We start from the raw sequence: 25,315 nt of genomic DNA on the forward strand, positions 1-25,315 counted from the left end.
AGCAGGGCCGCCGCGGCGCGCGGCGCCCCACACGGCGGCCGGTGCGGTCAGCGCGCGGCCAGCTCCCGCCACAGGTGCGCGGCGGCCTCCGCCCCGCGGTACAGCATCGGCAGCAGCACCCGCTCGTTCGGCGAGTGGATGCGGTCGGTGGGCAGGCCGGCGCCGAGGAACACCAGCGGGGCGCCGAGCTGCTCGACCAGGTCGGCCTCGGGCCCGCTGCCGCCCTCGCGGAGGAACAGCACGTCGGCGGGGTCGGTGTCGAAGGCCTGCCCGATGGCGCGCAGCAGGGCGTCCACGTGCGGCGAGTCCAGGTCGCTGGCGCACGGGGCGACGCCGCCGGGCGGGGTGTGCACCTCGGCCTCGATCCCCTCGGGCAGGTGCTGGTCGACCCACGCGCGCAGCAGCGGGCCGACGTCCTCCGGCCGCTGGTCGGCCACCAGCCGGAAGGTGAGCTTGGCGTGCGCCTCGGCGGGGACGATCGTCTTGTGGCCGGGGCCGGTGTAGCCGCCCCACAGGCCGTTGACCTCGGCGGTGGGCCGGGCGCCGATCCGCTCCAGCGTGCTGAACCCCTCCTCGCCCGCGGTCGCGCGGGAGGCGGCCGGGCCGGCGAGCCAGGCGGCCTCGTCGAAGGGCACCCGGGCCACGAGCTCGCGCTCGCGGTCGGTCAGCGGGCGCACCCGGTCGTAGAAGCCGGGGAGGGTGACCCGGCCGTGCTCGTCGTGCAGCGCGGCGAGCAGGGACGCCATCGCGTGCAGCGGGTTGGGGACGGCGCCGCCGAAGGACCCCGAGTGCAGGTCGACGGCGGGGCCGCGCAGGGTGATCTCGGCGTCGGCCAGCCCCCGCATGGCGACGACGGCGCTGGGCACGTCGGGGGCGGCCATGCCGGTGTCGCTGACCACGACGACGTCGCAGGCGAGCCGGTCGGCGCGCTCGCGCAGCAGGTCGGCGAAGTGCGGGGAGCCGGACTCCTCCTCCCCCTCGACCAGCAGCTTCACCGTGACGGCTGGGGTATCGCGGCCGGTGGCGGCCAGGTGCGCGCGGATGCCGAGCAGGTGGAAGGCGACGTTGCCCTTGTCGTCGATGGCGCCGCGGGCGTGCAGCTCGGGACCGTCGGGCCCCTCGACCCGGGTGGGCTCGAAGGGCGGGTGCACCCACAGCTCCGGCGGGTCGACCGGCTGCACGTCGTGGTGGCCGTAGACGAGCGCGACCGGGGCGCCGGGGTCGGCGCTGGGCCACTCGGCGAACACCGCCGGCGCGCCGGGGGTCTCCCACACCTCGACGGTCGGGAAGCCGGTGCGGCGCAGCGCGTCGGCCAGCCACTCGGCGCTGCGGGCGACGTCGCCGGCGTGCGCCGGGTCGGCGGAGATCGACGGGATGCGCAGCCAGGCGTCGAGGTCGGCGTGCAGGTCGTCGAGGTGGGCCAGCACGAAGTCGCGTTCCGGGCTCGTCACGGTCGCCGACGGTAGCGGCGGGCCGCCACCGGCCAGGTCCCGGGCCGGACCGGCCGCTAGGTTCGGCGCCGTGGCCGGAGAGCTGTTGCGGGTGGACGTCGGTGACCTGACCTTCGAGGTGCGGGCCGACGGCCCCGAGGACGGGCGGCCGGTGCTGCTGCTGCACGGCTTCCCCGAGACGTCGCTGTCGTGGGCGGCGGTGCAGCCGCGGCTGAGCGAGGCGGGCCTGCGCAGCTACGCCGTCGACCAGCTCGGCTACTCCCCCGGCGCCCGGCCGCAGGAGGTCGACGCGTACGCGCTGACCAACCTCGCGCAGGTCACCGCCGACCTGATGACGGCCCTGGGCGCGCCGGTGGCCGACGTCGTGGGGCACGACTGGGGCGCCAACGTCGCCTGGGGGCTGGCGGCGTGGCACAGCGACCGCGTGCGGTCGCTGACCGCCGTCTCGGTGCCGCACCCGACGGCGTTCACGATGGCCTGGCGCAGCGACCCGGAGCAGAAGGAGCGCTCCTCCTACATCCGGCTGTTCTGGCAGGAGGGCAAGGCCGAGGAGGTGCTGCTGGCCGACGGCGCCCGGCGGCTGCGCCGGATGTACGGCGACGCGGTCGACCCGGAGGCGGTCGAGGAGTACGTGGCGGTGCTGTCGGCGCCGGGCGCGCTCACCGCGGCGCTCAACTGGTACCGGGCGATGTCCTCGGCGACCCCCGTCGCCGACGTCCCGGTGCCGACCACCTTCGTGTGGAGCGACGCCGACATCGCCATCGGCCGGATCGCCGCCGAGGGCTGCTCGTCCCACGTGAACGCCGACTACCGGTTCGTCGAGCTGGCCGGCGTGAGCCACTGGATCCCCGAGGAGGCGCCCGACGCCCTGGCCGCCGCGATCCTGGACCGCATCGCGTCCAGCTGAGGGCGCTCCGCCCTCGGCTCGCGGTGCCCGACCTCGCTCGCGGCGCCGTCACCCGAGTCCCGGGTCCTCCGGCGGGGGCGGCAGGTCGTCGTCGTCGGGCTCGGGCGGCAGGTCGTCCGGGGCCTCGGGCTCCTCGCCGTGGACCGCCCGACCGGTGACGAGGGCCAGCAGGCCCGCCTCGTCGAGCAGGTCGACCGGGCGCACGGTGACGCCGGCGGCGACGTGGTGGAAACCGGCGCTGACCCGCTCCACGGGGACCCCGGTCAGCCGCGACCAGCCCAGCCGGTAGGCGGCCAGCTGCACCGCCGCGGCGGCGAGCTCCCGCCCGGCCGGCGGCGGGCCGGTCTTCCAGTCGATCACCTCGTGGCGGCCGTCGGCGTCGGTGAAGACCGCGTCGATCCGCCCGCGCAGGGTCAGCGGGCCCAGCGGCGTCTCGAAGGGCACCTCGACCTCGACCGGCTGCCGGTCGGCCCACGGGCCGGCCAGGAACGCCCGCTGCAGCTCGCCCAGCGCGCCGTCGGGGGCCGCGGACTCGTCGCCGGAGCCGGGCAGCTCGTCGAGGTCGAGCAGCCGCGCGACGCCGAAGCGCTCCTCCAGCCAGGCGTGGAAGGCGGTGCCGCGGCGGGCCAGCGGCGCGGGCGCCGTGGGCATCGGGCGGCGCAGCCGCCGGGCCAGCTCGGCCGGGTCCCGGCGCAGGGTCACCAGCTCCGACACCGACAGGTGGCTGGGCAGCGGCACCTCGACGCTCGGCCGGGCGGTGCGGCGCCGCTCGCGCAGCAGCAGGTCGGCGTCGCGCACCCACTGCTCGACCACGGGGTCGCCGGCGCCCAGCGTGGCCGCGGCCTCGAGCGGGTGCGGGGCCGCGCCCGCGACCAGCTCGGCGGCGGCGGCGAGCGCGCGGCGGCGCGGCGGGGACAGCGGGTCGGCCGGCCAGACGCCGACCGGCCACTCCTCCAGCGCCGGGTTGGTGGCCCCCTCCTCCGGCGGCTCGGCCCACGCCACGACGACGCCGGCGCCGGCGGTGCAGGCGCGGCGGACGGCGTCGAGCAGCACCGACGGGCCGTTGGGCTTGACGCCGTCGCGCCACCAGCTGCCCGAGCAGACCAGCAGGTGCCGGGCCCGGGTGACCGCGACGTAGCCGAGCCGGATCTCCTCGGCCTCGCCGAAGCGCTTCCACTCCTCGACGTAGTCCTCGAGGGCGGCGCGCACGGCGGCCTGGTCGCCGGACCCGGGGACCGGCAGGCGCAGCTGCGGCAGCTCCCCGCGGTCGGTGGTGCGCAGGTCGACCGGGACCGCGCCGGGGTCCCTGATCCAGGAGTCGGCGGTGTCGGTGCGGGCCGGGAACTGGTCGGCGGTCATGCCGGGCACGGCGACGACGTCCCACTCCAGGCCCTTGGCGGAGTGGCCGGTGAGCAGCTGGATGGACTCGGGGTCCACCGCGACCTCGCCGGGCTCGAGGCCGCGCTCGCGCTCCTCGGCGTCCTCCAGGTAGCCGAGGAAGGCCGGCAGCGAGGGCAGCTCGGCCAGCTCGGTGAACTGCGCGGCGACGGCGTGCAGCGCGTCGAGGTGCGCCCGCGCCGATCCGGGGCTGACGCCGGGCGTGCTGGCCAGCTCGGTCTCCAGGCCCAGCACGCGGACGACGTCGTCGACCATGTCCGGCAGCGACTCCCCCAGCCGGCCGCGCAGGTGCGCCAGCTCCGCGCCCAGGCGGCGCAGCCGGCGGTACGCGGCGGCGGAGTAGGCCGCGGGGTCGCCGAGGTCGTCGAGGGCCTCGACGATGCTGCCCCGCTCGGACGGCCGCCGGTCGTCGTCCTCGCGGTCGGGCCGGCGCGAGTGCACCAGCGCGCGGGCCCGGGCCTCCAGCGCGGCGAGGTCGCGCGGGCCGATCCGCCAGCGCGCACCGGTGAGCAGCCGGCCCAGCGCGTCCCCGGCGGTGGGGTCGACGAGCACCGTCAGCGTGGCGACGACGTCGGAGACCTCGGGCACCTCCAGCAGCCCGCCGAGGCCCGCGACGGTGACCGGCAGGCCGCGGGCCCGCAGCGCGGCGGCGATGCCGGGCAGCTGCTTGCGGGTGCGCACCAGCACCGCCGTCGTGGGCGGGCGGCCGTCGGGGCGCGGCGGCAGGTCGGGGTCCTCCCCGCGCCAGCAGGCGGCCAGCCGGTCGGCCAGCGCCTCGGTCTCCTCCGCGACGGTCGGGTAGAGGCCGGCGGTGACCAGCCCGTGCGCGGCGCCGGGGGCGGGCGCGAGGTCGGGCAGCGGCACCGGCGGCGCCGGCAGCAGCCCGGCGACGTCGTTGGCGACGGCGAGCACCGCGCCGTCGTTGCGCCAGCTGGTGGCCAGGGTGAGCCGCTGCGCCTCGGCACCGCGGGTGCCGGGGAAGGTGCGGTCGAAGCGCTCTATCGTGCCGGCCGAGGCGCCGCGCCAGCCGTAGATGGACTGCCGCGGGTCGCCCACGGCGAGCACCGAGTGCCCGGTGGTGCGGCCGAACAGCGCCTCGAGCATCCGCAGCTGGCCGACGCTGGTGTCCTGGTACTCGTCGAGCAGCACGATCCGCCAGCGGGCCCGCTCGCGGCGGCCGACCTCGGGCGCGCTGACCGCCACCCTCGCCGCCAGCGCCACCTGGTCGGAGTGGTCGATGGCGCCGGCCGCCCGCTTGCGCGCCTCGAACGCCTCGACCAGCGGCAGCAGCGCCACGCGGGCGCGCTGGCGGGCGAGCACGTCGAGCACCGTCTTGTAGGGGCCGCGCTTGCCCTTCGCGTCGGGGTAGCCGGCGATCCGCCGCTCCAGCTGCGCGGTCCACGCCCGCAGCCGGTCGGGCTCGATGTCGTGCTCGCCGAGCTCGCCGGCCAGCGCCAGCACGTCCTCGACGGTGGTCAGCGGGCTGAGCGGGACGTCGTCCATGTCGCCGGTCCAGCTCGACACCACCGACGCCGCCTGCCCCCAGCACATGGCCGGCCCGAGGACGCCGGCGCCGGGCTCGACGCCGATGCGCAGCCCGTGCTCGCTGACCAGCGACGCCGCGTAGCCGTGGTAGGTCGACACCGTGGGCATCGCGACGCCCAGCCGCTCCCGCAGCTCCGGCTCGGTCTCCGGGTGCCGCGCCAGGGCGCCCAGCCGGATGCGGATGCGCTCGTTGAGCTCGCTCGCGGCCTTGCGGGTGAAGGTCAGGCCCAGGACCGCGTCGGGCGCGACCTGCTCGTTGGCCACCAGCCAGCACACCCGCGCGGCCATCGTCTCGGTCTTGCCCGACCCGGCCCCGGCGACGACGACCAGCGGCCGGTCGGCCGGCGCCGCCACCACCCGCGCCTGCTCGTCGGAGGGCGCGTAGGCGAGCCCGCAGCGCTGCGCGACCTCCGCCGGGCCGAGCACCCGCCGCTCCCGCACCGGCTCCGGCGCGGTCCCGAACAGGGCGTCGTCGAAGGCGAGTTGGTCCTCGACCGGGGTGGGGGTGCGCCGGTTCACGAGGTGACCTGCCGGCCGCGCTCGTGCAGCGGGCAGCTGCGCCGGGCGGGGCACCGGGTGCAGTGGCTGCCGGTGCGCACCTCGAAGGTGCCCGCGCCCATGCCGTCGCCGACCTGCGCGATCAGCTGCCCGGCCCAGGTGCCGGTGAGCGGCACGTCGGCCGGCAGCGGCTCCTGCGCCTGCTCCTTGGCCTTCGTCCCCGAGCCGACCTGCAGCAGCGAGGCGCCGCCGGGGGCGTCGCCGTGGTCGCCGAACGCGCCGGCGGCCACGGCGACCTGGTAGGCGGCCAGCTGCCCGTGGGTGTCGACGTCGCGGGCCGGCGTGCGGCCGGTCTTGAGGTCGACGACGACCAGCCGCCCGGCGGCGTCGCGCTCGAGCCGGTCGACCTGCCCGCGCAGGCGGGCCCGGCCCACGGTGACGTCGAAGTCGGCCTCGGCGGCCAGCAGCTCCCGGCGGTTGGCGGCGTGCCAGCCGAGGAAGCGCTCGAGCATGTCGCGGGCGGCGACCCGCTGCCGCTGGTCGGCCCAGCCGGGGCCGAGGTCGAGGGCGTCGAGCTCCTCGGCCAGCGCCGCCCGCGCCTCGCCGGCCGGCAGTCCCTCGGCCACCTTCTGCGCGACGGCGTGCACCGCCGAGCCGACGCTGCGGGTGGTGTCGGGCGAGGCCTCGGCGCCGACCGCGCCGAGCACCCAGGTCAGCGGGCAGCGCTGGAAGGTCTCGATCGCCGACGGGCGCACCCGCACCGGCGCGCCGTCGGGCACCAGCGGGGCGTCGTCGGACAGCGGCGCGAGGCCCCACCAGTCGTCGGGTGCGGCGCCGGGCACGCCCTCGTCGGCCAGCCGGCGCAGCACCGCGGCGGCGGCCGACCGGCGCGGGGGCTCGGTCTGCGGGTCGCTGACCGCGCGCCGCAGCTCGGCGACCAGCGCCGGCAGGGTCAGCGAGCGCGGCAGCGGGGTCAGCGGCCGGCCCTCCTCGGGCGGGGCGGCGACGAGGTCGAGGAAGCGGGAGGCGGTGGCCCCCGCGTCGGGCCCGGCGAGGGCGCCCTCGACGGCGGTGACCACCAGCCGGCGGCGGGCGCGGGTGCAGGCGACGTAGAACAGCCGCCGCTCCTCGGCCAGCAGCTGCACCCGGCGGTCGACGACGGCGCCGTCGATGCCGGCCACCCGCTCGACGAGCAGCTCGGTGCCCAGCAGCGTGCCGCGGTCGCGCAGGTCGGGCCAGATGCCCTCCTGCACCCCGGCCACGCAGACGACGTCCCACTCCAGGCCCTTGGCCGCGTGCGCGGTGAGCAGCCGGACGGCGTCGGCGACCGACCCGCGGCCGGCGTCGTCGAGGCCGGGCAGCTGCTGGGCGGTGAGGTGCTCGACGAACGCGGCGACGGTGGCCGAGGGCAGCCGGTCGACGAAGTCGGCGGCGGCGTCGAACAGCGCGACGACGGCGTCGAGGTCGCGGTCGGCGACCGCGCCGGCCGCACCTCCGGCGGCGCTGGCCCGCGCCCAGCGGCCGGCCAGGCCGCTGCGCTGCCACATCGCCCAGAGCACGTCCTCGGCCGAGCCGTCGCGGGCGAGCGCGACGCGGCCGGCGGCCAGCACGCCGGCGACGCGGCGGGCCGGGCGGGCGACGGCCTCGGGCAGCTCCTCCAGCAGCGCCTCGTCGGCCAGCGCGGTGGCCAGCGGCGCGCCGCGCTCGTCGGCGTCGACGCCGCGCTGCGCCTGGGCGATGCGCACCGCGCGGCGCAGCCGGCGCAGGTCGAGCACGGTGGCGTTGCCGAGCGCGGAGGCCAGCAGCGCCTCGGCGCCGGTCTCGTCGAGGGCGAGCGCGCCGGGCTCGTCGCCGGGCCGGGGCAGCAGGGCGGTGAGCGCGGCCAGCAGCGGCGCGACGGCGGGCTGCGCGGCCAGCGGGAGTTCCTCGCTGCCGACCTCGACGGGGACGCCGGCCGCGGTGAGCGCCCGCCGCAGCGGCCCGATCGCCAGCGCGGTGCGCACGACCACGGCCATCTGCGACCACGCGACCCCGTCGACGAGGTGCGCCCGGCGCAGGGTGTCGGCGACGTAGGCCGCCTCGACCGCTGCCGAGCCGAACACGTGGACCTCCGCGGCGCCCTCGTCGACCCCCTCGGCGGCGGTCAGCCGGCGGTGCTCCCAGGGCCCGGGCAGCGTCTCGGCCACCCGGCGGCTCACGGCCAGCAGCGCCGGGCCCGAGCGACGGGAGACGCCGAGCGACAGCCGCGGCGCGGGCCGGCCGGTGACGGTGCGGAGCCGGTCGGGGAACTCGACGATGCCGCGCGGCTCGGCGCCGCGGAAGGCGTAGACCGACTGGTCGGGGTCGCCCACGACGACGAGGTCACCGCCGCCGCCGGCGAGCAGCTGCAGCAGCTCCACCTGGGCGGGGTCGGTGTCCTGGTACTCGTCGACGAACAGCCAGCGGGCGCGCTCGCGCTCGGCGCGCAGCAGCGCCGGGTCGTCCTCGAGCTCGGCGATCGCGGCCCGCACCAGCTCGGCGGGGTCGTAGCCGGACGCGTCGCCGCCGCCGGCGGTGGAGAACGCGGTGACCGCCTCGTACTGCTCCTGGAACGCCGCCGCGTGCAGCCAGGCCTCGGTGCCGGTCTCGCGGGCCCACTCGGCCAGCGTCTCGGGGCCGACGCCGCGCTCGGTGGCCCGCAGCAGCAGGTCGCGCAGCTCGTCGCGGAACCCGGCGGTCGACAGCGCCGGCAGCAGCGAGGCCGGCCAGCGCACCGCGCCCTCGCCGGCGAGGTCCCCGCGCAGCAGCTCGGCGACGACGGCGTCCTGCTCGGCGGCGGTGAGCAGCCGGGGCGGGGCCTCCCCGCGCAGCAGCGCCGCGCGGCGCAGCACCCCGTAGGCGTAGGAGTGGAAGGTGCGGGCCAGCGGCTCGCGGATGGTGCGGGCGACCCGCGCGGTCACGCGGTCGCGCAGCTCGGCGGCGGCCCGCCGGCTGAAGGTCAGGACGAGGACCTGCTCGGGGTCGACGCCGCGCTCGATCCGCGCGGCGACCGCCTCGACGATCGTCGTCGTCTTGCCGGTGCCGGGACCGGCGAGCACCAGCAGCGGCCCGCCGGGGTGGTCGACGACGGCCTGCTGGGTGGGGTCGAGCCGCGGCGGGGGCGCCGGCGTCGCCGTCGGGTGCACCAGCCGGTACACCGGCCCCGACTCGTCCCCCCGCAGTGCCACCCTCCGATGACACCACGGCGAGCCGACACCGTCGCGGAGCCGTCGGTCACGCCGCCGCGGGATGTGCACGCAGCGCGGCCGACGGGCGCCGCCGGCCGCGCGGTGTGCACGTTCCGCGGGCGGCTCAGGGCCAGGCCACCGCGGCGAGGTCGACCCGCCCGCCGCGCACCGGCACGCCCTCGGCCGCCAGCCGCGCGAGCTGCTCGACCCGCACCGGCTCGGCGCAGGTGCCGTCGGCGCGCACCACCCGGTACCAGGGCACCGCCGCCCCGCCCGAGGACAGTGCGCGGGCGACCCGCCGGGGGCCGACGCCGACCAGCCGGCCGATCGCGCCGTAGGTGCTCACCCGCCCCGGCGGGATGCGCTCGACGACGTCGAAGACCGCCTCGTCGACGTCCTCGGGATCGGGACGGGGCGTGTGGGCGCCCGGGGGCCGCGGCTCCCCGGGCGCCCGGGCGCTCACAGCTGGTAGTCGCTGTTGGCCGACCACCACGTGTAGAGCGCGGCGAGGTCGGCCTGCGTGGTGCCCGGCGCCACGACGATGCCCTCCACGAGCGCCGCGTCGTCGGTCCAGGTGATGAGGACCGCGCCGTTCTCGGTGTCGATGGCGCACGCCACCAGGCCGCTGTTGGTCCCCCCGCCCCAGGAGCCGACGCCGGTCGCCGCCGTGCAGTCCTGGCCCTCCGGCAGGTCCGACAGGCCCTGCGCCGAGGCGTCGTTGGTGAAGACCGAGTCCATCGTCCCCTTGTCGGGGTACTGGAAGAAGTCGGCCGCCTGGGGACCGGGCTGGGTGGTGCTCGCGCCGCACGTCGCGTGCGCGACGTCGCCGTCCCCGGCCAGCTCGGCCTCCGTGCAGTCGGTGAAGTCGGCCGGCAGCACGGCCAGCAGGTCACCGCCGGTGCCGGACCCGCCCGTCGACGACGGCGCGCTGGTCGTCGGCGGGGGCGCGCTCGAGGACGTGCTCGGGGACGGCCGCGACGACGTGCTGGTGGACGCGCTCGACGACGACGTGGGCGTGGCGTCGGCGGCCGGGGCCGGGTCGTCGTCCCGCAGGACGAAGAACAGGGTGACCGCGACGGCGACCAGGACGACCAGACCGGCGACGAGGCCGATCACCAGCCCGCGCCGCCCGCGACCCGGTCCGCCCGGTCCGCCCGGCTGCCCGTACTGGCCGGGCTGGCCGTACTGACCCGGCTGTCCGTACGGCCCCGGCTGGCCGTACTGCCCCGGCTGCCCGGGCTGGCCGTAGGGGTTCGGCTGCCCCGGCTGGCCGTAGGGGTTCGGCTGGCCGGGCTGGCCGTAGGGACCGGGCTGACCCGGCTGCCCGTACTGGCCGGGCTGGCCGGGCTGGCCGTACGGCGGCTGCCCGGGGCCGTCGGGGTACTGACCCGAGGGCGGCTGACTCATGGCGTCCTCCTGCTGACGTGAGCCCGCAGGATAGGGACGTGGAGCGCGCGGCGGCCCGCATCCGGGGCCGGCGACACACCGACGGGCTAAGCCCGGCGGCCGAAGCGGGCCAGCAGCCGTACCTGCGGCGGGGCATCCGCGGGCACGTCCAGCTGCGCGGCGAACAGGCCCGGGACGCCGTCGCGCGGCAGCCGGGCGGCCATGCCCTCGGCGGCGCGGACCAGTGCGGGGTCGAGCACCTCGTCGCCGCGGGTGGCGCGGGCGAGGTCCCAGGAGTGCACGGTGAGGTCGGCGGTCAGCTCGTCGACGTACTCCCACGCCGGCGTCGGCCCGCGGGAGAGGTGCACCGTGCCGCCGGCCAGGTCGGCGGTGGCGACGGCGGCCAGCGCCTCGTCGGCGGCGGCCTCCCACGCGGTGAGCGGGTCAGGTGCCAGCAGCGGGTCGGTGCCCTGGGGCACCCGGGCGGCGACGTCGTCGTAGGGCTCCCCGGCCAGCAACCCGGGCACCCAGTGCGCCTCGCCGACGAGGTGGGCGACGAGGTCGGCGACGGTCCAGCCGGGCAGCGCCTCGAGGTCCCACTGGCCGGGCTCGACGGCGTCGACGCGGTCGGTGAAGGTGGCCTGCGCGCGCTGGTAGAGCTCCAGCAGCTCGGTCGGGGACGGCGTCGACTCGGGCACCCGCCCAGTCAACACGGACGCCGAGGGCCCGGCACCCGCTGCGGGGTGCCGGGCCCTCGGTGAGGAACCGGAACGGCCTCGTCCCAGGGTCCCGCGGCGCGCGGAGCGTGTCGTGGGGAGGGACGAGGTCCTTCCTCAGTACGTGGGCAGGGTCTTGTCGATGCGGGTGGCCCACGCCGTCACGCCGCCCTGCACGTGCACGGCGTCGGAGAAGCCGGCGTTCTTGACCGCGGCGAGCACCTCGGCCGAGCGGACGCCGGTCTTGCAGTGCAGCACGATCGGCCGGTCCTGCGGCAGCCGGGCGAGCGCCCGGCCGGAGAGGATCTCGTCCTTGGGGATCAGCGTCGCGCCCGGGATCGACACGATCTCGTACTCGTTGGGCTCGCGGACGTCGATCAGCTCGAAGTCCTTGCCGGCGTCGATCATGTCCTTGAGCTCGTCGACGGTGATCGTCGAGCCCGCGGCCGCCGCCTGGGCCTCGTCGGAGACGACGCCGCAGAAGGCCTCGTAGTCGATGAGGCTGGTGATCGGCTCGGCCTCGGGGTCCTTGCGCACCTTGATCGTGCGGAAGGTCATCTCCAGGGCGTCGTAGACCATCAGCCGGCCCAGCAGCGTCTCGCCGATGCCGGTGATCAGCTTGACCGCCTCGGTGGCCTGGATGGCGCCGATGGTCGCGCACAGCACGCCGAGCACGCCGCCCTCGGCGCAGGAGGGCACCATCCCGGGCGGCGGGGGCACCGGGTAGAGGTCGCGGTAGTTGGGCCCGTGCTCGGCCCAGAAGACCGACACCTGACCGTCGAAGCGGTAGATGGAGCCCCACACGTAGGGCTTGCCGAGCAGCACGCACGCGTCGTTGACCAGGTAGCGCGTGGCGAAGTTGTCGGTGCCGTCGACGATCAGGTCGTACTGGCCGAAGATCTCCAGGACGTTGTCGCTGTCCAGCCGCGTCTCGTGCAGCCGCACGTCGACCAGCGGGTTGATCTCCTCGATCGAGTCGCGCGCGCTCTCGGCCTTCGACCGGCCGACGTCGGACTGCCCGTGGATGATCTGCCGCTGCAAGTTCGACTCGTCGACGACGTCGAACTCGACGATGCCGATCGTGCCCACGCCGGCCGCGGCGAGGTACATGAGCACCGGGGAGCCCAGGCCGCCGGCGCCCACGGCGAGCACCTTGGCGTTCTTGAGCCGCTTCTGCCCGTCCATCCCGACGTCGGGGATGATCAGGTGACGGCTGTACCGGCGCACCTCGTCGATGGACAGGTCGGCCGCGGGCTCGACCAGGGGCGGCAGGGACACGCTTGCTCCTCGGGGTTTCGCGGACTCCGGCGCGGGCCGGTGTTGGTGCCGACAACAGCGTCCCAGCCGCCGCTGTTCCCTCGTCCGCGAGCCCCGGCGGGCGCCTCAGCCGCGCAGGTCCCGGCGGGCGTACCCCGCGAGACCCGCGGCCGCGAGTGCGAGCGCGACGACCAGCATCCCGACGAGGCCGGCGACGTCGAGCGGGTCGGCGGGCACCGCCGCCAGGTGCGCGAACGGGGAGAGCCCGCGCACCCAGGACGGCCAGCCGAAGCTGTCGGCCAGCACCAGCAGCAGGTACCCCCCGGCGGCGGGCAGGACGCCGACGGCCAGCACCGCCTGGGGGAACCAGCCCAGCGCCAGCAGCGCGGCACCGAGGCACAGCAGCGCCACCGGGACCACCGACAGCGCGCCGCCGAGGGCGCTCCCGAGGCCGAGCCCGGCGTCCACCCAGGACGCCCCCGCCCAGGTGGCCAGCCCCCCGACCGCGGCCACGACGACGGTGCCGGCGGCGACCGCCGCGACCTCCCAGCCCGCCCAGCGCACCCGCCCGACCGGCCGGGAGTACAGCAGCGTCAGCCGCGACGCCGTCTCGTCGCCGGCCACGGCGGCGACCCGCGCGGCGGCGAACGCGCCGACCGGCACCGCGAGCAGGCCGAACAGCGAGGCCGCGTAGCCCTCGACCGACGCCAGCCGGGCGAAGCCGGCGTCGGCCGCCAGGTCCGCGAAGACCGGGTTGTCCCGCAGGAAGTCGAGCATCGCGGTGGCCAGCAGGCCGATGAGCAGGTAGTAGGCGCCCACGCCCAGCGACCAGGTCAGCGTCGGCCGGCGGACCCGGTGCACGGCGAAGCCGGGCAGCGACCGCAGCAGCCGGCTGGAGGTGCGGGCCCGGTCCCGGCCCCGCCACCGGCCGCTGCCCACGTCCCGGCCCCCGGCGAGGACGGCGGCCAGGACGGCCGGCACGGCCACCAGGACCGCGAGCACCAGCAGCGGCGCCACCCGGTCGGCGGCGTAGGGGGCGACCCGGCCGAGCAGCCCGAACGGGCTCAGCCACTGCAGCCACGACAGGGACGCCACCCCGTCGCCGACCATGCGGGCCAGCAGGCCGGCGAGCAGGACGGCGACGGCGAGCCCCGAGGCCGAGCGGCGCTCGGTCACCAGCTGCCCGGCCAGCACGCCCAGCGCGCCGCCGGCCATGGCGGTGCCGCCGACCAGCGCGCCGAACAGGACCGCCCCCGTCGCCGCGGTGCCGGCGGCCAGCATCCCCGCGACCACGGCGGCACCGACGACGGCGCCGGCGGCGAGCAGGACGCCGAGCGCGGTGCGCACGAGGGCGGCCGGACGGACCCGGCCGGCCAGCAGCAGGTCGGCCCGGCCGGCCTCCTCCTCGCCCCGGGTGACCCGCGTGCCGGCCAGCGCCGCCCACACCCCCCCCAGGACGGCCGCGACGGTGCCGGTGCGCCACACGGTGAACCCGCCGGGGTCGTCGAGGGCCAGCGCCGGGCCGAACAGGGTGCGGATCGCCGGGTTGTCGGCGAGCGCGGCCAGCGAGTCGACCCCGACCGCGCCACTGAGGGTCTGCTCGTACTGCTGCGCGACGAACGCGGTCAGCCCACCGCACAGCAGCGCGACGACGAGCGTCCCCCGCCGCACCTGGCGGACCGCCAGGCGGCGGACGGCGGTGCCCGGGGAGGCCGGCGCACCCGGCCGCGCGGCGGCGGCGGTCCGCGAGGGCGTGCGGGTGGTCACGCCGCGGCCCGCCCGTAGTAGTCGAGGAAGATCTCCTCCAGGGAGGGCTCCCGGACGTCGAGCCGCACGACGTCGACCTCGCCCAGGGCCCGCAGCACGGCACGGGGCGGGCCGGTCAGCGCCAGGGTGAGCTGCACCGGCGTCGTCCAGCGGACGTCGGCGACCCCGGGCAGCCCGGCGATCCGCTCGAGGCCGGGCGCGGGACGGGCGAGCTCGACGGTCACCTCGGAGCGGCGCAGCCGGCGCAGGTCCTCCAGCCCCGCCACCTCGACCAGCCGGCCCGCCCGCAGGATGCCCACCCGCGTGCAGACCGCCTCCACCTCGGCGAGCTGGTGCGAGCTGAGGAACACCGTCTGCCCGCGTCCGGCGGCCTCGGCGATGCAGCGCCGGAACTCCCGCTCGACGAGCGGGTCCAGCCCGCTGGTCGGCTCGTCGAGCACCAGCAGGGGCGCCCGCGTGGCGAACGCGGCGACCAGCGCGACCTTCTGCCGGTTGCCCGTCGAGTAGGCGCGCGCCCGCTTGCCGGGGTCCAGACCGAAGCGCTCGACCAGCTCGTCGCGGTAGGCCGGGTCGGTGCCCGGCCCCACACCGGCGAGCAGCTCGAGGCACTCGCGGCCGGTGAGCCCCGGCCAGAGGGCGACGTCGGCCGGCACGTACGCGAGGTGGCGGTGCGCCCGCTCGACGTCGTCGGCCGCGTCGCCGAAGACCTCCGCGCGGCCGGTGGTCGGCCGCAGCAGCCCCAGCAGCAGGCGGATGGTGGTCGACTTCCCCGCCCCGTTGGGCCCGAGGAAGCCGAAGACCTCGCCGGCGGGGACGGCGAGGGAGAGGTCGACGACCGCCTCGGTGGCGCCGAAGCGCTTGCCCAGGGAGTCGAGGAGGACGGCGGGCGCGGCGGACGGGGCCATGGCACTCCGATCGGAGCCGTCGGGATCACGACTGCCGGTCAGGCTCCCGCGCCCACCGCGGTGGCTCCCAGGGCCGCGGGTCCGCCCGGAGGGGGTCCTTCGTCACCGCGACGGGGTCAGGGGAACGGCCAGGCGTTCCGCGTGCAGCCGTCCAGGCGCAGCGTCTGCTGCTGCATGACCGGCGCGGGCTGTCCCGGGCCCGGGCAGGGCTGGTGGCCGTTGCCGAGCGCGTGGCCGACCTCGTGGTTGACCACGTACTGGCGGTAGGTGGCGACGTCGCCGTCGTAGTGCGGGACGGCGGTCTCCCAGCGGGCCAGGTTGATCACCGCGCGCTCGCCGTACCGGCAGGAGGTGTAGCCGCCGGTGCCCACGCCCGGGCAGTAGCGCTCCATGCTGCCGGGGCTGACCAGGCTGACCCGGAACTCGTAGCCGTCGGGGTCGGTGCTGTCCACGCGCTGGAAGGACATCCGCCCGCCGCTGCCCCACGAGCGCGGGTCGCCGAGGGTGGCCTCCACCGCGGCGGCGAAGGCCGCGCCGTCGACGCCGATGCCGTCCTCGACCTCGACGACGAACCGCTGCAGCGGCCCGCTGCCGTAGACGGCCGACGAGCCGGGCACGACGCTCACGCTGCCCGCACCCTGCTCGACGTAGGTCCCGGTCGCCGGGGTCGGCGGGAGCCCGGTCGGTCCGACGTCGCCCTCGGCCGGCGCGACCGGCGAGGGCGTCGGGTCCGGGGTCGGCGGGGTCGACTCCGCGGCCGTCGACGCCGGCGCCCCCTCCGCCGGCGCGGACGCCTGCCCGGCGGCCGAGGAGGTGGCCCGTCCGGCGGAGACGACGTCGACCAGCGCGAGGACGGTGGCCACGGTCAGCAGCGGGATGGCGTAGGCGCGCCACCCGTGGCGGGCGACGAACCGTCGCAGCCGGCCCGGCCGCGACCGGCGGGCAGCGGGCGGGCGCGCGTCGGGCGGGCGGCCCGCGGAGAGGCGGTCGTCGACCTCGGGGGACCGCGGACGGCGTCCCGACGGGGGCACCGGCGGCGGGACCGGCGGCCGGTGGCGGGCAGGATGCGGGCCCGGCCGGGGTGGCGGGGCGGGACGGGCACCGGGACGAGGAGCAGGACGAGGACCGGAGCGAGGACCGGGCGGCAGACCTGTCACGGTGCCGCCTCCTCGCGGTCGTCGTCGCATCGCGCGGTGCCCCGGGTGGCGGCTCGCGCACGTCCGGGAGCCAGGCTCTCACGTCCTCCGGGCCCGCCCGGCGTGTCCCGGAGGAGGGCGCGTCGGGTGCGGCGCTCAGCCGGCCCGGGCCCGCGCCGGGTCCGGGGTCCCGCCGCCGGCGTCCTGCCGGGTGTCGCCGCCGGTGTCCTCGAGCAGGCCGAGCACCGCCCGCGCGGTCTCCTCGGGCGCCTCGAGCATCGCCACGTGTCCGACCGTCTCGAGCACCAGCAGCCGCGCGCCGGGCACGGCGGCGGCCAGCCGGGGCGCCAGGCGGGGGTCGACGAGCCGGTCGCGGTCGCCCCACACCACCAGCGTCGGCACCCGCAGGGACCGGGCCAGCCGCCAGGCGTTGGCCCGCCCGACGCGCAGGTAGGAGGTGATCAGGCCGCGCATGCTCAGCGCCAGCGACCGGTTGGCCCAGGTCTGCGCCGCGCGCTCGCGGGCCTCCTCGACGGCGGCGTCGAGCCGCTCGCGCGGCACCCGGGCGGGCTCGCCGAAGCACACCGCGAGCACGCCGCGCACCGTCTGCTCGGGCGGGACGCGGGCCAGCCGTCGCTCGGCGAGGGTGGGCACGCCGGGGAGCAGCAGGAGCAGCAGCGCCCGGCCGAGGGCCTGCGGCACCCGGTAGACCGGCATGGCCGGCGAGACCAGCGTGAGCGTGGCCACCAGGTCCGGGCGCCGGGCCGCGGCGAGCAGGCTGACCAGCCCGCCGAGGCTGTTGCCGAGCAGGTGCACCGGGCGGCCCTGCCCCGGCCCGGGCTGCGCCACGACGTGCTCGAGGACGTCGACGACCGCGCGCACGTGGCCACGGACGGAGTAGGAGCCCGACGACGGCGGCCGGGAGCGGCCGAAGCCGGGCAGGTCCAGGGCCCAGCCCTCGCAGCGCACCGCCAGCAGCCCGGCCAGGTCGGTCCAGTTGGTCGAGGCGCCGCCCAGCCCGTGGACGTACAGCGCCCGCTCGCGCGGGGCGTCCGGGGGGCCGGCGAAGGGCGTGGTGCGCACGAACACCGCGCCGCCGGTGACCGGCACCTCCGCGCCCGGCCAGGCCGGCGGAGGGGACGGCGGGACGGTCAGGTCCGCCGTGGACAGCCGCGCGGTGGACGACGGCGCCACGGCCGGGGGCGCGAGGGTCCGGCGGCGGCGCGCTCGGGAGGCCTCGGGCACCCGGCGACGGTAGATCAGGCAGCCGCGCCGCGTGTGCCGGGTGACCCGCCGGTAACATCCCCGGCGCCATGCAGCCCTCCCGTCCGGTCCCCGTCCGCCGCACCTCGCGGCTGCCGCGCGGCGCCCGGCGGCTGCAGCTGCTGCAGGCGGCGCAGGAGGTCTTCGTCGCGCAGGGCTTCCACGCCGCGGCGATGGACGACATCGCCGACCGCGCCGGCGTCAGCAAGCCGGTGCTCTACCAGCACTTCCCCGGCAAGCGGGAGCTGTACCTGGCGCTGCTCGAGCAGCAGGTCACCGAGCTCAGCGAGCGGCTGCGCGAGGCCATGGGCGACACCGAGGACAACCGGCAGCGGGTCCACGGCGCGGTGGGCGCCTACTTCGACTTCGTCGACGCCGAGGGCGGCGCCTTCCGGCTGGTCTTCGAGTCCGACCTGCGCAACGACGAGGACGTCCGGGCGCTGGTCGACCGCGGCAACCGGGCCTGCGTCGAGGCGATCGCCGAGGTCATCGCCGGCGACACCGGCAGCTCCCCGCAGCAGGCGCACCTGCTGGCCTCCGGGCTGACCGGCCTGGCCGAGGCCAGCGCCCGCTGGTGGCTGGCGCAGAAGGGCACGGTGTCCCGCGACGAGGCGGTGTCGCTCATGGCGTCGCTGGCCTGGCGCGGGATCTCCCGCTTCCCGCTGGTCGAGGGCGACCCGGCCGCGGGCTGAGCCCGCTCGCCGTCGACTCGTTCGCTGACGGCGCACCTCCGCGACGGGGCCTGCCCACCCGCGCTGGACTAGCGTGGACGGCAGCCGTGCAACCCGAGGAGGCATCCCGAGTGGAAGTCAAGATCGGTGTCCAGCACTCCCCCCGGGAGCTGGTCGTCGACAGCCCGAAGACCCCCGACGAGATCGCCGCCGACGTGGCCTCCGCCATGTCCGGCGGCACCAAGGACGGGCTGTTGACCCTCGAGGACGAGCGGGGCCGCCGCGTCCTCGTCCCGGTCGACCGGATCGCCTACGTCGAGATCGCCCAGGCCGACCAGCGCCGCGTGGGCTTCGTCGCCGGCGCCTGACGACGGACCCCTCTGCCCCCCACCGCTCGCGAGCTCGCGGCGGGACCCTGCAGAGGGGCCGACCGCACCCCGACCGGGGCGTCCCCGCACCGCGGGGGCGCCCCGTCGTCGTCTCAGGGCTTCAGGCCGAGGGTGCGCATCCGCTCGGTGTGCGCGGCGGTGATCCGGTCGACCAGCCGGGCGATGCCGGTGAGGTCACCGGTCCCCTCCATGATCAGCTGCGCCAGCCCCTCGCGTTCGGCGATGACCGCCTGCGACTGCGAGATCGCCTCCCCGACCAGCCGCCGCCCCCACAGGGCCAGCCGCCCGGCCAGCGCGCGCTGCGAGCGCAGGGCGGCACGCACCTCGCGGACGGCGAACTCCGCGTGCCCGGTGTCGGCGAGCACCTCGAGGATCAGCGAGCGGTCCGGCTCGGGCAGGAAACCGGCGATCTCGCGGTAGAAGTCGGCCGCCAGCCCGTCCCCGACGTAGGCCTTCACCAGGCCCTCCAGCCAGGTCCGCGGCCGGGTGCCCTCGTGGAAGCCGTCGAGGGCCGGCACGAACGGGGCCATCGCGACGGCGGGGTCGGCGCCCAGCTCCCGCAGCCGCGCCGCGAGCCGGTCGTGGTGGCCCATCTCGGCGGCCGCCATCCGGGCCAGCGCCGCCCGGCCCTCGAGCGTCGGCGCCAGCCGGGCGTCCTCGGCCAGCCGGTCGAACGCCGTCAGCTCGGCGTAGGCGAGCACACCGAGCAGGTCGACGACGGCACGGCTGTCGGCCGCGGTCACGGGCACCTCCGAGCGGGATCGGGACCGGCGGACACCGGCCGGAACGCCCGCCGCGGGGCCGGACAGGGAGCGGGTCGCCCCGCGCGGCGACAGAGGCTAACCGCTGCCCGCGCTACCATGGGAACAGGCGAGCCGCCAGGTTCGCTGGTATCTGTGCGCTGACGATCGCCCGCAGACGCCCGCGGAGCCCGTGACCGGGCACACCGGGCCGTCGCCCGGGAGCAGATCGAACCCCGGTCCGCTGGCCGCGTCGGCGCTGGACACGCATCCCGCGACACCCGACCGCGGAGCGCCCGGACGACGCCGTCGTCGCCCGCCGGCCGCTCCCCCAGCCGACCAGAGGCGAGAGCACTGACCTCCACCGAGAACCCCCCCACCGAGAGCACCCCCACCACCCCCGAGCTCGAGCACGCCGAGACCGGCGCGCCGGCCCCCGAGCAGGTCGAGCAGACCGTCGAGGCCCTCGGCGGCGCCCCCGTCGAGGAGACCGCACCGCTGTTCAGCGACTTCGACGTCCACCCCGACGTCGTCGCGGCGCTGGCCGAGGTCGGCATCACCCGGACCTTCGCCATCCAGGAGCTCACCCTCCCGCTGGCGCTGGCCGGCAACGACCTCATCGGCCAGGCCCGCACCGGCACCGGCAAGACCCTCGGCTTCGGCGTCCCGCTGCTGCAGCGGGTCGTCCCGCCGGCCGAGGGCGGCGACGGCGTCCCGCAGGCGCTGGTCGTCGTCCCCACCCGTGAGCTGTGCGTGCAGGTCGCCCGCGACCTCGCCACCGCCGGGAAGAAGCGCGGCATCCGCGTGCAGGCCATCTACGGCGGCCGCGCGTTCGAGCCGCAGGTCGCAGCACTGCAGGCCGGCGTCGAGGTCGTCGTCGGCACGCCCGGCCGGCTGCTCGACCTCGCCGAGCAGGGCCACCTGGTCCTGGGCAAGGTCGGCGTGCTGGTCCTCGACGAGGCCGACGAGATGCTCGACCTGGGCTTCCTGCCCGACATCGAGCGGATCCTCGGCATGGTCCCGGCGAAGCGGCAGACGATGCTGTTCTCGGCCACCATGCCCGGCCCGATCGTCACGCTGTCGCGGTCGTTCATGACCCAGCCGACGCACATCCGCGCGCACGGCAACGACGAGGGCTCGACCGTCCCGCAGACGACGCAGTTCGTGTACCGGGCGCACAACCTCGACAAGCCCGAGCTGCTCGCCCGGGTGCTGCAGGCCCGCGGTCGCGGCCTGGCGATGGTCTTCTGCCGCACCAAGCGCACCGCCCAGAAGGTCGCCGACGAGCTTGTCGACCGCGGGTTCGCCGCCGCCGCGGTGCACGGCGACCTCGGCCAGGGCGCCCGCGAGCAGGCGCTGCGCGCGTTCCGCAGCGGCAAGGTCGACGTCCTGGTCGCCACCGACGTCGCCGCCCGCGGCATCGACGTCACCGGCGTCAGCCACGTCGTCAACTACCAGTGCCCCGAGGACGAGAAGACCTACGTGCACCGGATCGGCCGCACCGGCCGTGCCGGGCGCGAGGGCGTCGCCGTCACGCTGGTCGACTGGGACGACATCCCGCGCTGGCAGCTGATCAACAAGGCGCTGGACCTGCCGTTCGTGGACCCGCCGGAGACCTACTCCACCTCGCCGTGGGTCTACACCGACCTCGACGTCCCCGAGGGCGCCACCGGCCGGCTGCCGCGCGCCCAGCGCACCCGCGAGGGCCTCGACGCCGAGGTGCTCGAGGACCTCGGCGAGACCGGGAAGAAGACGACGGGCGCCGGCCGCGGCCCGGCCCGCGAGCCCTCCCGCGACTCCGCCCGCGAGGGCGGCGACCGCCCGGCCCGCTCGCGCTCCCGCCGCCGCACCCGCGGCGGTGAGTCCGTCGACGCGACGGTCTCCCCCGAGGCCGGCGCCGAGGCGGGCACGGCCGAGCCCGGCACCGCCGACACCGCGGGCGAGCCCGCCGGCGAGGGCGCCCCGCGGCGTCGTCGCCGCCGTCGCGGTGGCTCCCGCCGCGGCTCGGGCCGCTCCGCCCAGGGCGCCGGTCCCGACGCCGGCGGCGACGGCGGCGACTCCGAGTCCGCCGCCTGAATGACGGACCACCCTCCACCCCTCGCCTCGCACGCTCGGCGCGGGCCCGTGGAGGGTGGCCGTTCCAGCACGTCACCACGGCGGCGCACCCCGCCGCTGCGGGTCTGGGTCTGGACGGCGGCCACGCTCGCGCTGGCGCTGGTCGCCGTCCTGCTCTGGCGGGGGTCCAGCGTCGCGGCCACCGACAGCACCACCGCCGCGCCGTCGCAGGTCCCTGACGCCGCGCCCGCCGGCGAGCTGACGCAGGCGTGGTCGGTGGCTGCCGACGCCGGGCTGCCGCGCCGGGTCGTGGAGAGCGGGCGGGTCGTGGTGCCCGACGAGCGCGGCCTGACCGCCGTCGACGCCGTCACCGGGGACGAGGCCTGGCACTACCGGCGGGCCGACGCCCGGCTCTGCGGCCTCACCGCCGTCGACGGGCTGGTCGTCGCCGTCTTCCGCACCGCCGACCGCTGCGACGAGGCGCTGGCGCTCGACGCCGCCACGGGGGTGCGCCAGTGGACGCGCAACCTCAGCCTGCGCGGTGACGCCACGATCGCCGGCACCGAGCAGGTCGTGCTCGCCGGCAGCCCCACCGGGATCGTCGTGCTCGACCCGGTGGGCGACAACGTCCGCTGGCGGGTCGCGGCGGGCGAGGGCTGCCGGATCGCCGCCACCGACGTCGGCAGCGCCGGGGTCGCCCTGCTGCAGCGCTGCCCCGGCACGGCGGCGGTGCAGCTGCGGCTGTTCGACCCGTTCTCCGGCCAGCCGCGGTGGACCCGCGACCTCGCCGTCCCCGAGGGCGCCCCGGTCCGGCTCGTCGGCGCCGACCGTCTCGTCACCGTCGCCACCGGGGACGACCTGCTGGTGCACTCCCCCGCCGACGGGAGCCTGCTCCGGCAGCTGCCGCTGCCGGCCACCGCCGGCGACCCGGCCACCGAGCCGCTGCTGCAGGGCGGCACGGGCGACCTCGCGCTGGTGTGGGCCCGCGGCACCCTGTGGGCGCTGGACGGGGCGACCGGGCAGGCGCGCTGGCAGCTGCCCGCGCAGGGGCTGCCGAGCGGCGACGCCGGCACGGCCGCGTCCGGCGCCGTGTGGGTGCCCGAGTCCGGCGGCTTCGTGCTGCGCGACCTCGCCACCGGCGCCGAGACCGGCCGCGCGGCCGTCGACAGTGGGCTGGACCCCGGCGGGCAGACCTCCGTCGTGGGACCGGTGCTGGTGTACCGGCTGCCCGACCGGGTGCTCGCCTTCTCCTGATCGGAGGACCTCGCTGCGGGGAGGCCGGAGCGGAGGTTGACTGGGCGCATGGTCCTGCCCGGGAACCCCGCGCCGCCGTCGGTCACCCTCGCCGTCCCCTCCGACGACCTGCGGCAGCTGGCCGACCACGACGCCACCCCGCGGACCCTCCCGGGCCGGGCCGGTCCGCTCGCCGCGCTCGACACCGGCGGGGAGGGACCCCGCGGCACGGTCCTGCTGGTCCCGGGCTACACCGGCAGCAAGGAGGACTTCGCGCCGCTGCTGGCGCCGCTGGCCGGCCGCGGCTACCGGGTGGTGGCGATCGACCAGCGCGGGCAGTACGAGTCCCCCGGGCCCGACGACCCCGCCGCCTACACCGTCGCCGAGCTCGCCGCCGACGTCGTCGCCGTGGCGCACCTGCTGCGCGGGGAGACCGGCGTCCCGCACCTGGTCGGGCACAGCTTCGGCGGTCTGGTCGGCCGCGCCGCCGTCCTCGCCGACCCGGCCGCGTTCCGGTCGCTGACGCTGCTCGGCTCGGGGCCGGCCGCCCTCACCGGCCCGCGCGTGGCGCTGCTGGAGCACCTCGGTCCGCTGCTGGACCAGGGCGGCGTCGCGCTGGTGCAGGCCACGCTCGAGCAGCTGGCCATGACCGACGAGCGCGCGCTGGCCGTGCCCGCGCCGACCCGCCGCTTCTACGCCCACCGCTTCCTCGCCAACAGCGCCGCCGGGCTGCGCGGCATGGCCGCGGCGATGACCACCGAGCCCGACCGGGTGGCCGAGCTGGCCGCCACCGGCGTCCCGGTGCTGGTCGCCCACGGCGAGGCCGACGACGCCTGGTCCCCCGCCGACCAGGCCGACATGGCGCGGCGGCTGGGTGCCCGCCACGAGGTGGTCCCGCAGGCCATCCACTCCCCCGCCGTCGAGAACCCCCTGCGCACGCTGGACGCGCTCGAGGGCTTCTGGACCTCGCTGTGAGCCGGACGCGGCCCTCCGCGCGGGACTGGACGCCGGAGGAGGACCGGCTCGGCTTCTTCGGCCCCGACAGCGTCACCTGGCGGGTGCACGCCGACCCCGTCTACAGCGTCGGCGGACTGCGGGCGCTGCTGCTGCAGGCCCTGCACCCCGTGGCGATGGACGGCGTCGCCCGCAACTCGGTGTTCCGCGAGTCACCGTGGCAGCGGCTGACCCGCACCGCCGAGTACGTGGACACGCTGACCTTCGGCACCCGGCGGGAGGCCATCCGGCAGGTCCGCCGGGTGCGCGGGATGCACCGGCGGCTCGGCGGCACGGAGGCGACGACCGGCCGCGCGTACCGGGTCGACGACGCCGACCTGCTGCTGTGGGTGCACGCCTGCCAGGTCGACTCGCTGCTCGACGTCGCCCGTCGCGCCGGCGTCGTCACGCCCGCCGAGGCCGACCGCTACGTGGCCGAGCAGGTGGTGGCCGCCGAGCTGATCGGCGTCGACGCCGCCGACGTGCCTGCCTCGGTCGCCGACCTCGCGGCGTACTTCGAGCGGCTGCGCCCGGTGCTGGCCCTGACCCCCGACGCCCGCGACGCGTGGCGGTTCATCGCGTTGCCGCCGATGCCGCGCTGGGTGCAGGTGCTGACCCCCGCCCGGCCGGCGTGGGGGTCGCTGGCGTCGCTGGCGGTGGCCACCCTGCCGCCGTGGGCGCGCCGGCTCGCCTCCCTGCCGGGCCTGCCGGTCACCGACGTCGCCGCGACGGCGGCGCTGCGGGCGTTCCGCACCGGCGTGCTCGCGCTGCCCGAGCGGACCCGCCGGTCGCCGATCGTGCGCGCCGGGTTCGAGCGGACGGCGTCGCCGACGGCGCTGGGCGCCTAGCCGCCGGGCTGGTCGAGGGTGCGCCGCGCCGCCGCGAGCACCGCCGCGGCGACCCGGTCCAGCGTCGGCGAGCGCAGCTTCCACTGCTGCCAGTGCAGGGCGACGTCGACCGCGCCGGCCGGGTCGAGGTCGACGAGCTCCCCGGGCGGCTCCTGCTGCGCCGGGAGCATCCCCCAGCCGAACCCCAGCCGGATCGCGGTCACGTAGTCGGCCGAGGCGGGCACGTGGTGCACCGGCGGCGTGCGCTCGTCGACCCCGCGGGAGCGCAGGTAGCGGTACTGCAGGTCGTCGGTGCGGTCGAAGACCACGACCGGCGCCCGGGCCAGCGCCGCGGCCGTGACCCCGTCGGCGAACCACCGCCGGGTGCAGGCCGCCGTCGCCACGGGCCGGTAGCGCATGCTGCCCAGCCGGGTGACGGTGCAGCCCGGGACCGGCTCGGCGTCCCCGGTGATCGCCGCGGTCACCCGCCCCTCCCGCAGCAGCGCCGCGGTGCGCTCCTGGTCCTCGCGGTGCAGGTCGAAGGTGACCTCCCCGGCGAGCGGGGCCAGGGCCGGCAGCACCCAGGTGGCCAGCGAGTCGGCGTTGACCGCGATCGGCAGGGCGACCGGCCCCTGCTCGACGTCCCCGACCAGCTCGCGGGTGACGTCGGCGGTGAGCAGCGCCACCTGGCGGGCGAGCCGCAGCACCGCCTCTCCGGAGTCGGTGACCCGGACCGGCTTGCTGCGCACCAGCAGCACGCGGCCGGTCGCCGTCTCCAGGGCCCGGAGCCGCTGGCTGATGGCGCTGGGCGTGAGGTGCAGCGCCCGCGCCGCGCCGTCCAGGGTGCCGGCGGTGACGGTCGCCTCCAGGGCGCGCAACTGGCCGAGGTCGAGGTCCACCGCAGCATCAGACCAGCTACAGATCCTGCAGGATCGTTGAGCGCGCTTTCCGCCGTCGGTGCCTAGCGTCGCC

Annotated in this window: 20 protein-coding genes; 7 read left to right on the top strand and 13 right to left on the bottom strand. The window is 77.6% G+C overall.

Going from position 1 to position 25,315, the window contains the following annotated elements; all coding sequences use genetic code 11:
* Positions 1-47: 47 nt before the first annotated feature.
* Complete coding sequence (locus ACI780_RS00860; RefSeq protein ID WP_457000426.1) at positions 48-1,451, bottom strand: M20/M25/M40 family metallo-hydrolase; 1,404 nt, start codon at positions 1,449-1,451, stop codon at positions 48-50.
* 70 nt (positions 1,452-1,521) lie between these two features.
* Here ACI780_RS00860 and ACI780_RS00865 point away from each other — a divergent pair, with 70 nt between their 5' ends.
* Complete coding sequence (locus tag ACI780_RS00865; RefSeq protein WP_456871400.1) at positions 1,522-2,358, top strand: alpha/beta fold hydrolase; 837 nt, start codon at positions 1,522-1,524, stop codon at positions 2,356-2,358.
* A 48-nt stretch (positions 2,359-2,406) separates the two neighbouring features.
* Here the strand turns inward: ACI780_RS00865 and ACI780_RS00870 are convergent, their stop codons facing one another.
* The 10 genes from ACI780_RS00870 to ACI780_RS00915 form a co-directional block, all read right to left on the bottom strand.
* Positions 2,407-5,820 (bottom strand): ATP-dependent helicase, encoded by a 3,414-nt coding sequence (locus tag ACI780_RS00870; protein ID WP_457000427.1) that lies wholly within the window; start codon positions 5,818-5,820, stop codon positions 2,407-2,409.
* The gene (locus ACI780_RS00875; RefSeq protein WP_457000428.1) at positions 5,817-9,005 is read right to left on the bottom strand and encodes an ATP-dependent helicase; all 3,189 of its coding nucleotides are present in this window, start codon (positions 9,003-9,005) and stop codon (positions 5,817-5,819) included. The genes ACI780_RS00870 and ACI780_RS00875 overlap by 4 nt, the downstream gene beginning before the upstream one ends.
* Positions 9,006-9,129: 124 nt before the next feature.
* The gene (locus tag ACI780_RS00880; protein ID WP_456871403.1) at positions 9,130-9,468 is read right to left on the bottom strand and encodes an MGMT family protein; all 339 of its coding nucleotides are present in this window, start codon (positions 9,466-9,468) and stop codon (positions 9,130-9,132) included.
* Positions 9,465-10,412 (bottom strand): hypothetical protein, encoded by a 948-nt coding sequence (locus ACI780_RS00885; protein ID WP_456871404.1) that lies wholly within the window; start codon positions 10,410-10,412, stop codon positions 9,465-9,467. The genes ACI780_RS00880 and ACI780_RS00885 overlap by 4 nt, the downstream gene beginning before the upstream one ends.
* Positions 10,413-10,498: 86 nt before the next feature.
* The gene (locus ACI780_RS00890; RefSeq protein WP_456871405.1) at positions 10,499-11,089 is read right to left on the bottom strand and encodes a TIGR03086 family metal-binding protein; all 591 of its coding nucleotides are present in this window, start codon (positions 11,087-11,089) and stop codon (positions 10,499-10,501) included.
* A 135-nt stretch (positions 11,090-11,224) separates the two neighbouring features.
* Positions 11,225-12,385, bottom strand: a complete 1,161-nt coding sequence (moeZ, locus tag ACI780_RS00895) for an adenylyltransferase/sulfurtransferase MoeZ (RefSeq protein WP_457000429.1) — start codon at positions 12,383-12,385, stop codon at positions 11,225-11,227.
* Positions 12,386-12,490: 105 nt separating this feature from the next.
* Positions 12,491-14,131: a hypothetical protein gene (locus tag ACI780_RS00900; protein ID WP_457000430.1), complete on the bottom strand. Its 1,641-nt coding sequence runs from the start codon at positions 14,129-14,131 to the stop codon at positions 12,491-12,493.
* Positions 14,128-15,036 carry an ABC transporter ATP-binding protein gene (locus ACI780_RS00905; RefSeq protein ID WP_456871408.1) on the bottom strand — a complete coding sequence of 303 codons (909 nt, stop codon included), beginning with the start codon at positions 15,034-15,036 and terminating at the stop codon, positions 14,128-14,130. The genes ACI780_RS00900 and ACI780_RS00905 overlap by 4 nt, the downstream gene beginning before the upstream one ends.
* A gap of 116 nt (positions 15,037-15,152) precedes the next feature.
* Complete coding sequence (locus ACI780_RS00910) at positions 15,153-16,067, bottom strand: DUF3152 domain-containing protein (RefSeq protein WP_456871409.1); 915 nt, start codon at positions 16,065-16,067, stop codon at positions 15,153-15,155.
* Positions 16,068-16,328: 261 nt separating this feature from the next.
* Positions 16,329-17,417 carry an alpha/beta fold hydrolase gene (locus ACI780_RS00915; RefSeq protein WP_457000432.1) on the bottom strand — a complete coding sequence of 363 codons (1,089 nt, stop codon included), beginning with the start codon at positions 17,415-17,417 and terminating at the stop codon, positions 16,329-16,331.
* A gap of 68 nt (positions 17,418-17,485) precedes the next feature.
* On the opposite strand from ACI780_RS00915, the gene ACI780_RS00920 reads away from it, so the two are divergent.
* Both ACI780_RS00920 and ACI780_RS00925 read left to right on the top strand, forming a co-directional pair.
* Positions 17,486-18,127 (top strand): TetR/AcrR family transcriptional regulator, encoded by a 642-nt coding sequence (locus tag ACI780_RS00920; RefSeq protein WP_457000433.1) that lies wholly within the window; start codon positions 17,486-17,488, stop codon positions 18,125-18,127.
* Between the two features lie 110 nt (positions 18,128-18,237).
* Complete coding sequence (locus ACI780_RS00925; protein WP_089402287.1) at positions 18,238-18,474, top strand: DUF3107 domain-containing protein; 237 nt, start codon at positions 18,238-18,240, stop codon at positions 18,472-18,474.
* Between the two features lie 113 nt (positions 18,475-18,587).
* Here ACI780_RS00925 and ACI780_RS00930 read toward each other — a convergent pair whose 3' ends face one another.
* On the bottom strand, positions 18,588-19,238 hold the full coding sequence (locus ACI780_RS00930; protein WP_457000434.1) for a ferritin-like fold-containing protein: 651 nt from the start codon (positions 19,236-19,238) through the stop codon (positions 18,588-18,590).
* 537 nt (positions 19,239-19,775) lie between these two features.
* On the opposite strand from ACI780_RS00930, the gene ACI780_RS00935 reads away from it, so the two are divergent.
* The 4 genes from ACI780_RS00935 to ACI780_RS00950 are packed head-to-tail and all read left to right on the top strand — an operon-like array spanning position 19,776 to position 24,364.
* A complete protein-coding gene (locus ACI780_RS00935) occupies positions 19,776-21,311 on the top strand; it encodes a DEAD/DEAH box helicase (RefSeq protein ID WP_456871420.1) in 1,536 nt (511 codons plus the stop codon).
* Between the two features lie 48 nt (positions 21,312-21,359).
* Positions 21,360-22,544 carry an outer membrane protein assembly factor BamB family protein gene (locus tag ACI780_RS00940; protein ID WP_457000435.1) on the top strand — a complete coding sequence of 395 codons (1,185 nt, stop codon included), beginning with the start codon at positions 21,360-21,362 and terminating at the stop codon, positions 22,542-22,544.
* Between the two features lie 48 nt (positions 22,545-22,592).
* The gene (locus tag ACI780_RS00945; protein ID WP_456871414.1) at positions 22,593-23,498 is read left to right on the top strand and encodes an alpha/beta fold hydrolase; all 906 of its coding nucleotides are present in this window, start codon (positions 22,593-22,595) and stop codon (positions 23,496-23,498) included.
* The gene (locus ACI780_RS00950) at positions 23,495-24,364 is read left to right on the top strand and encodes an oxygenase MpaB family protein (RefSeq protein WP_456871415.1); all 870 of its coding nucleotides are present in this window, start codon (positions 23,495-23,497) and stop codon (positions 24,362-24,364) included. The genes ACI780_RS00945 and ACI780_RS00950 overlap by 4 nt, the downstream gene beginning before the upstream one ends.
* On the opposite strand, the gene ACI780_RS00955 is transcribed toward ACI780_RS00950, so the two are convergent.
* Complete coding sequence (locus ACI780_RS00955; protein WP_457000436.1) at positions 24,361-25,242, bottom strand: LysR family transcriptional regulator ArgP; 882 nt, start codon at positions 25,240-25,242, stop codon at positions 24,361-24,363. The two genes, ACI780_RS00950 and ACI780_RS00955, sit on opposite strands and share 4 nt — an antisense overlap.
* Positions 25,243-25,315 lie beyond the last annotated feature (73 nt).

It is taken from the genome of Geodermatophilus sp. SYSU D00814 (genome assembly GCF_054050055.1).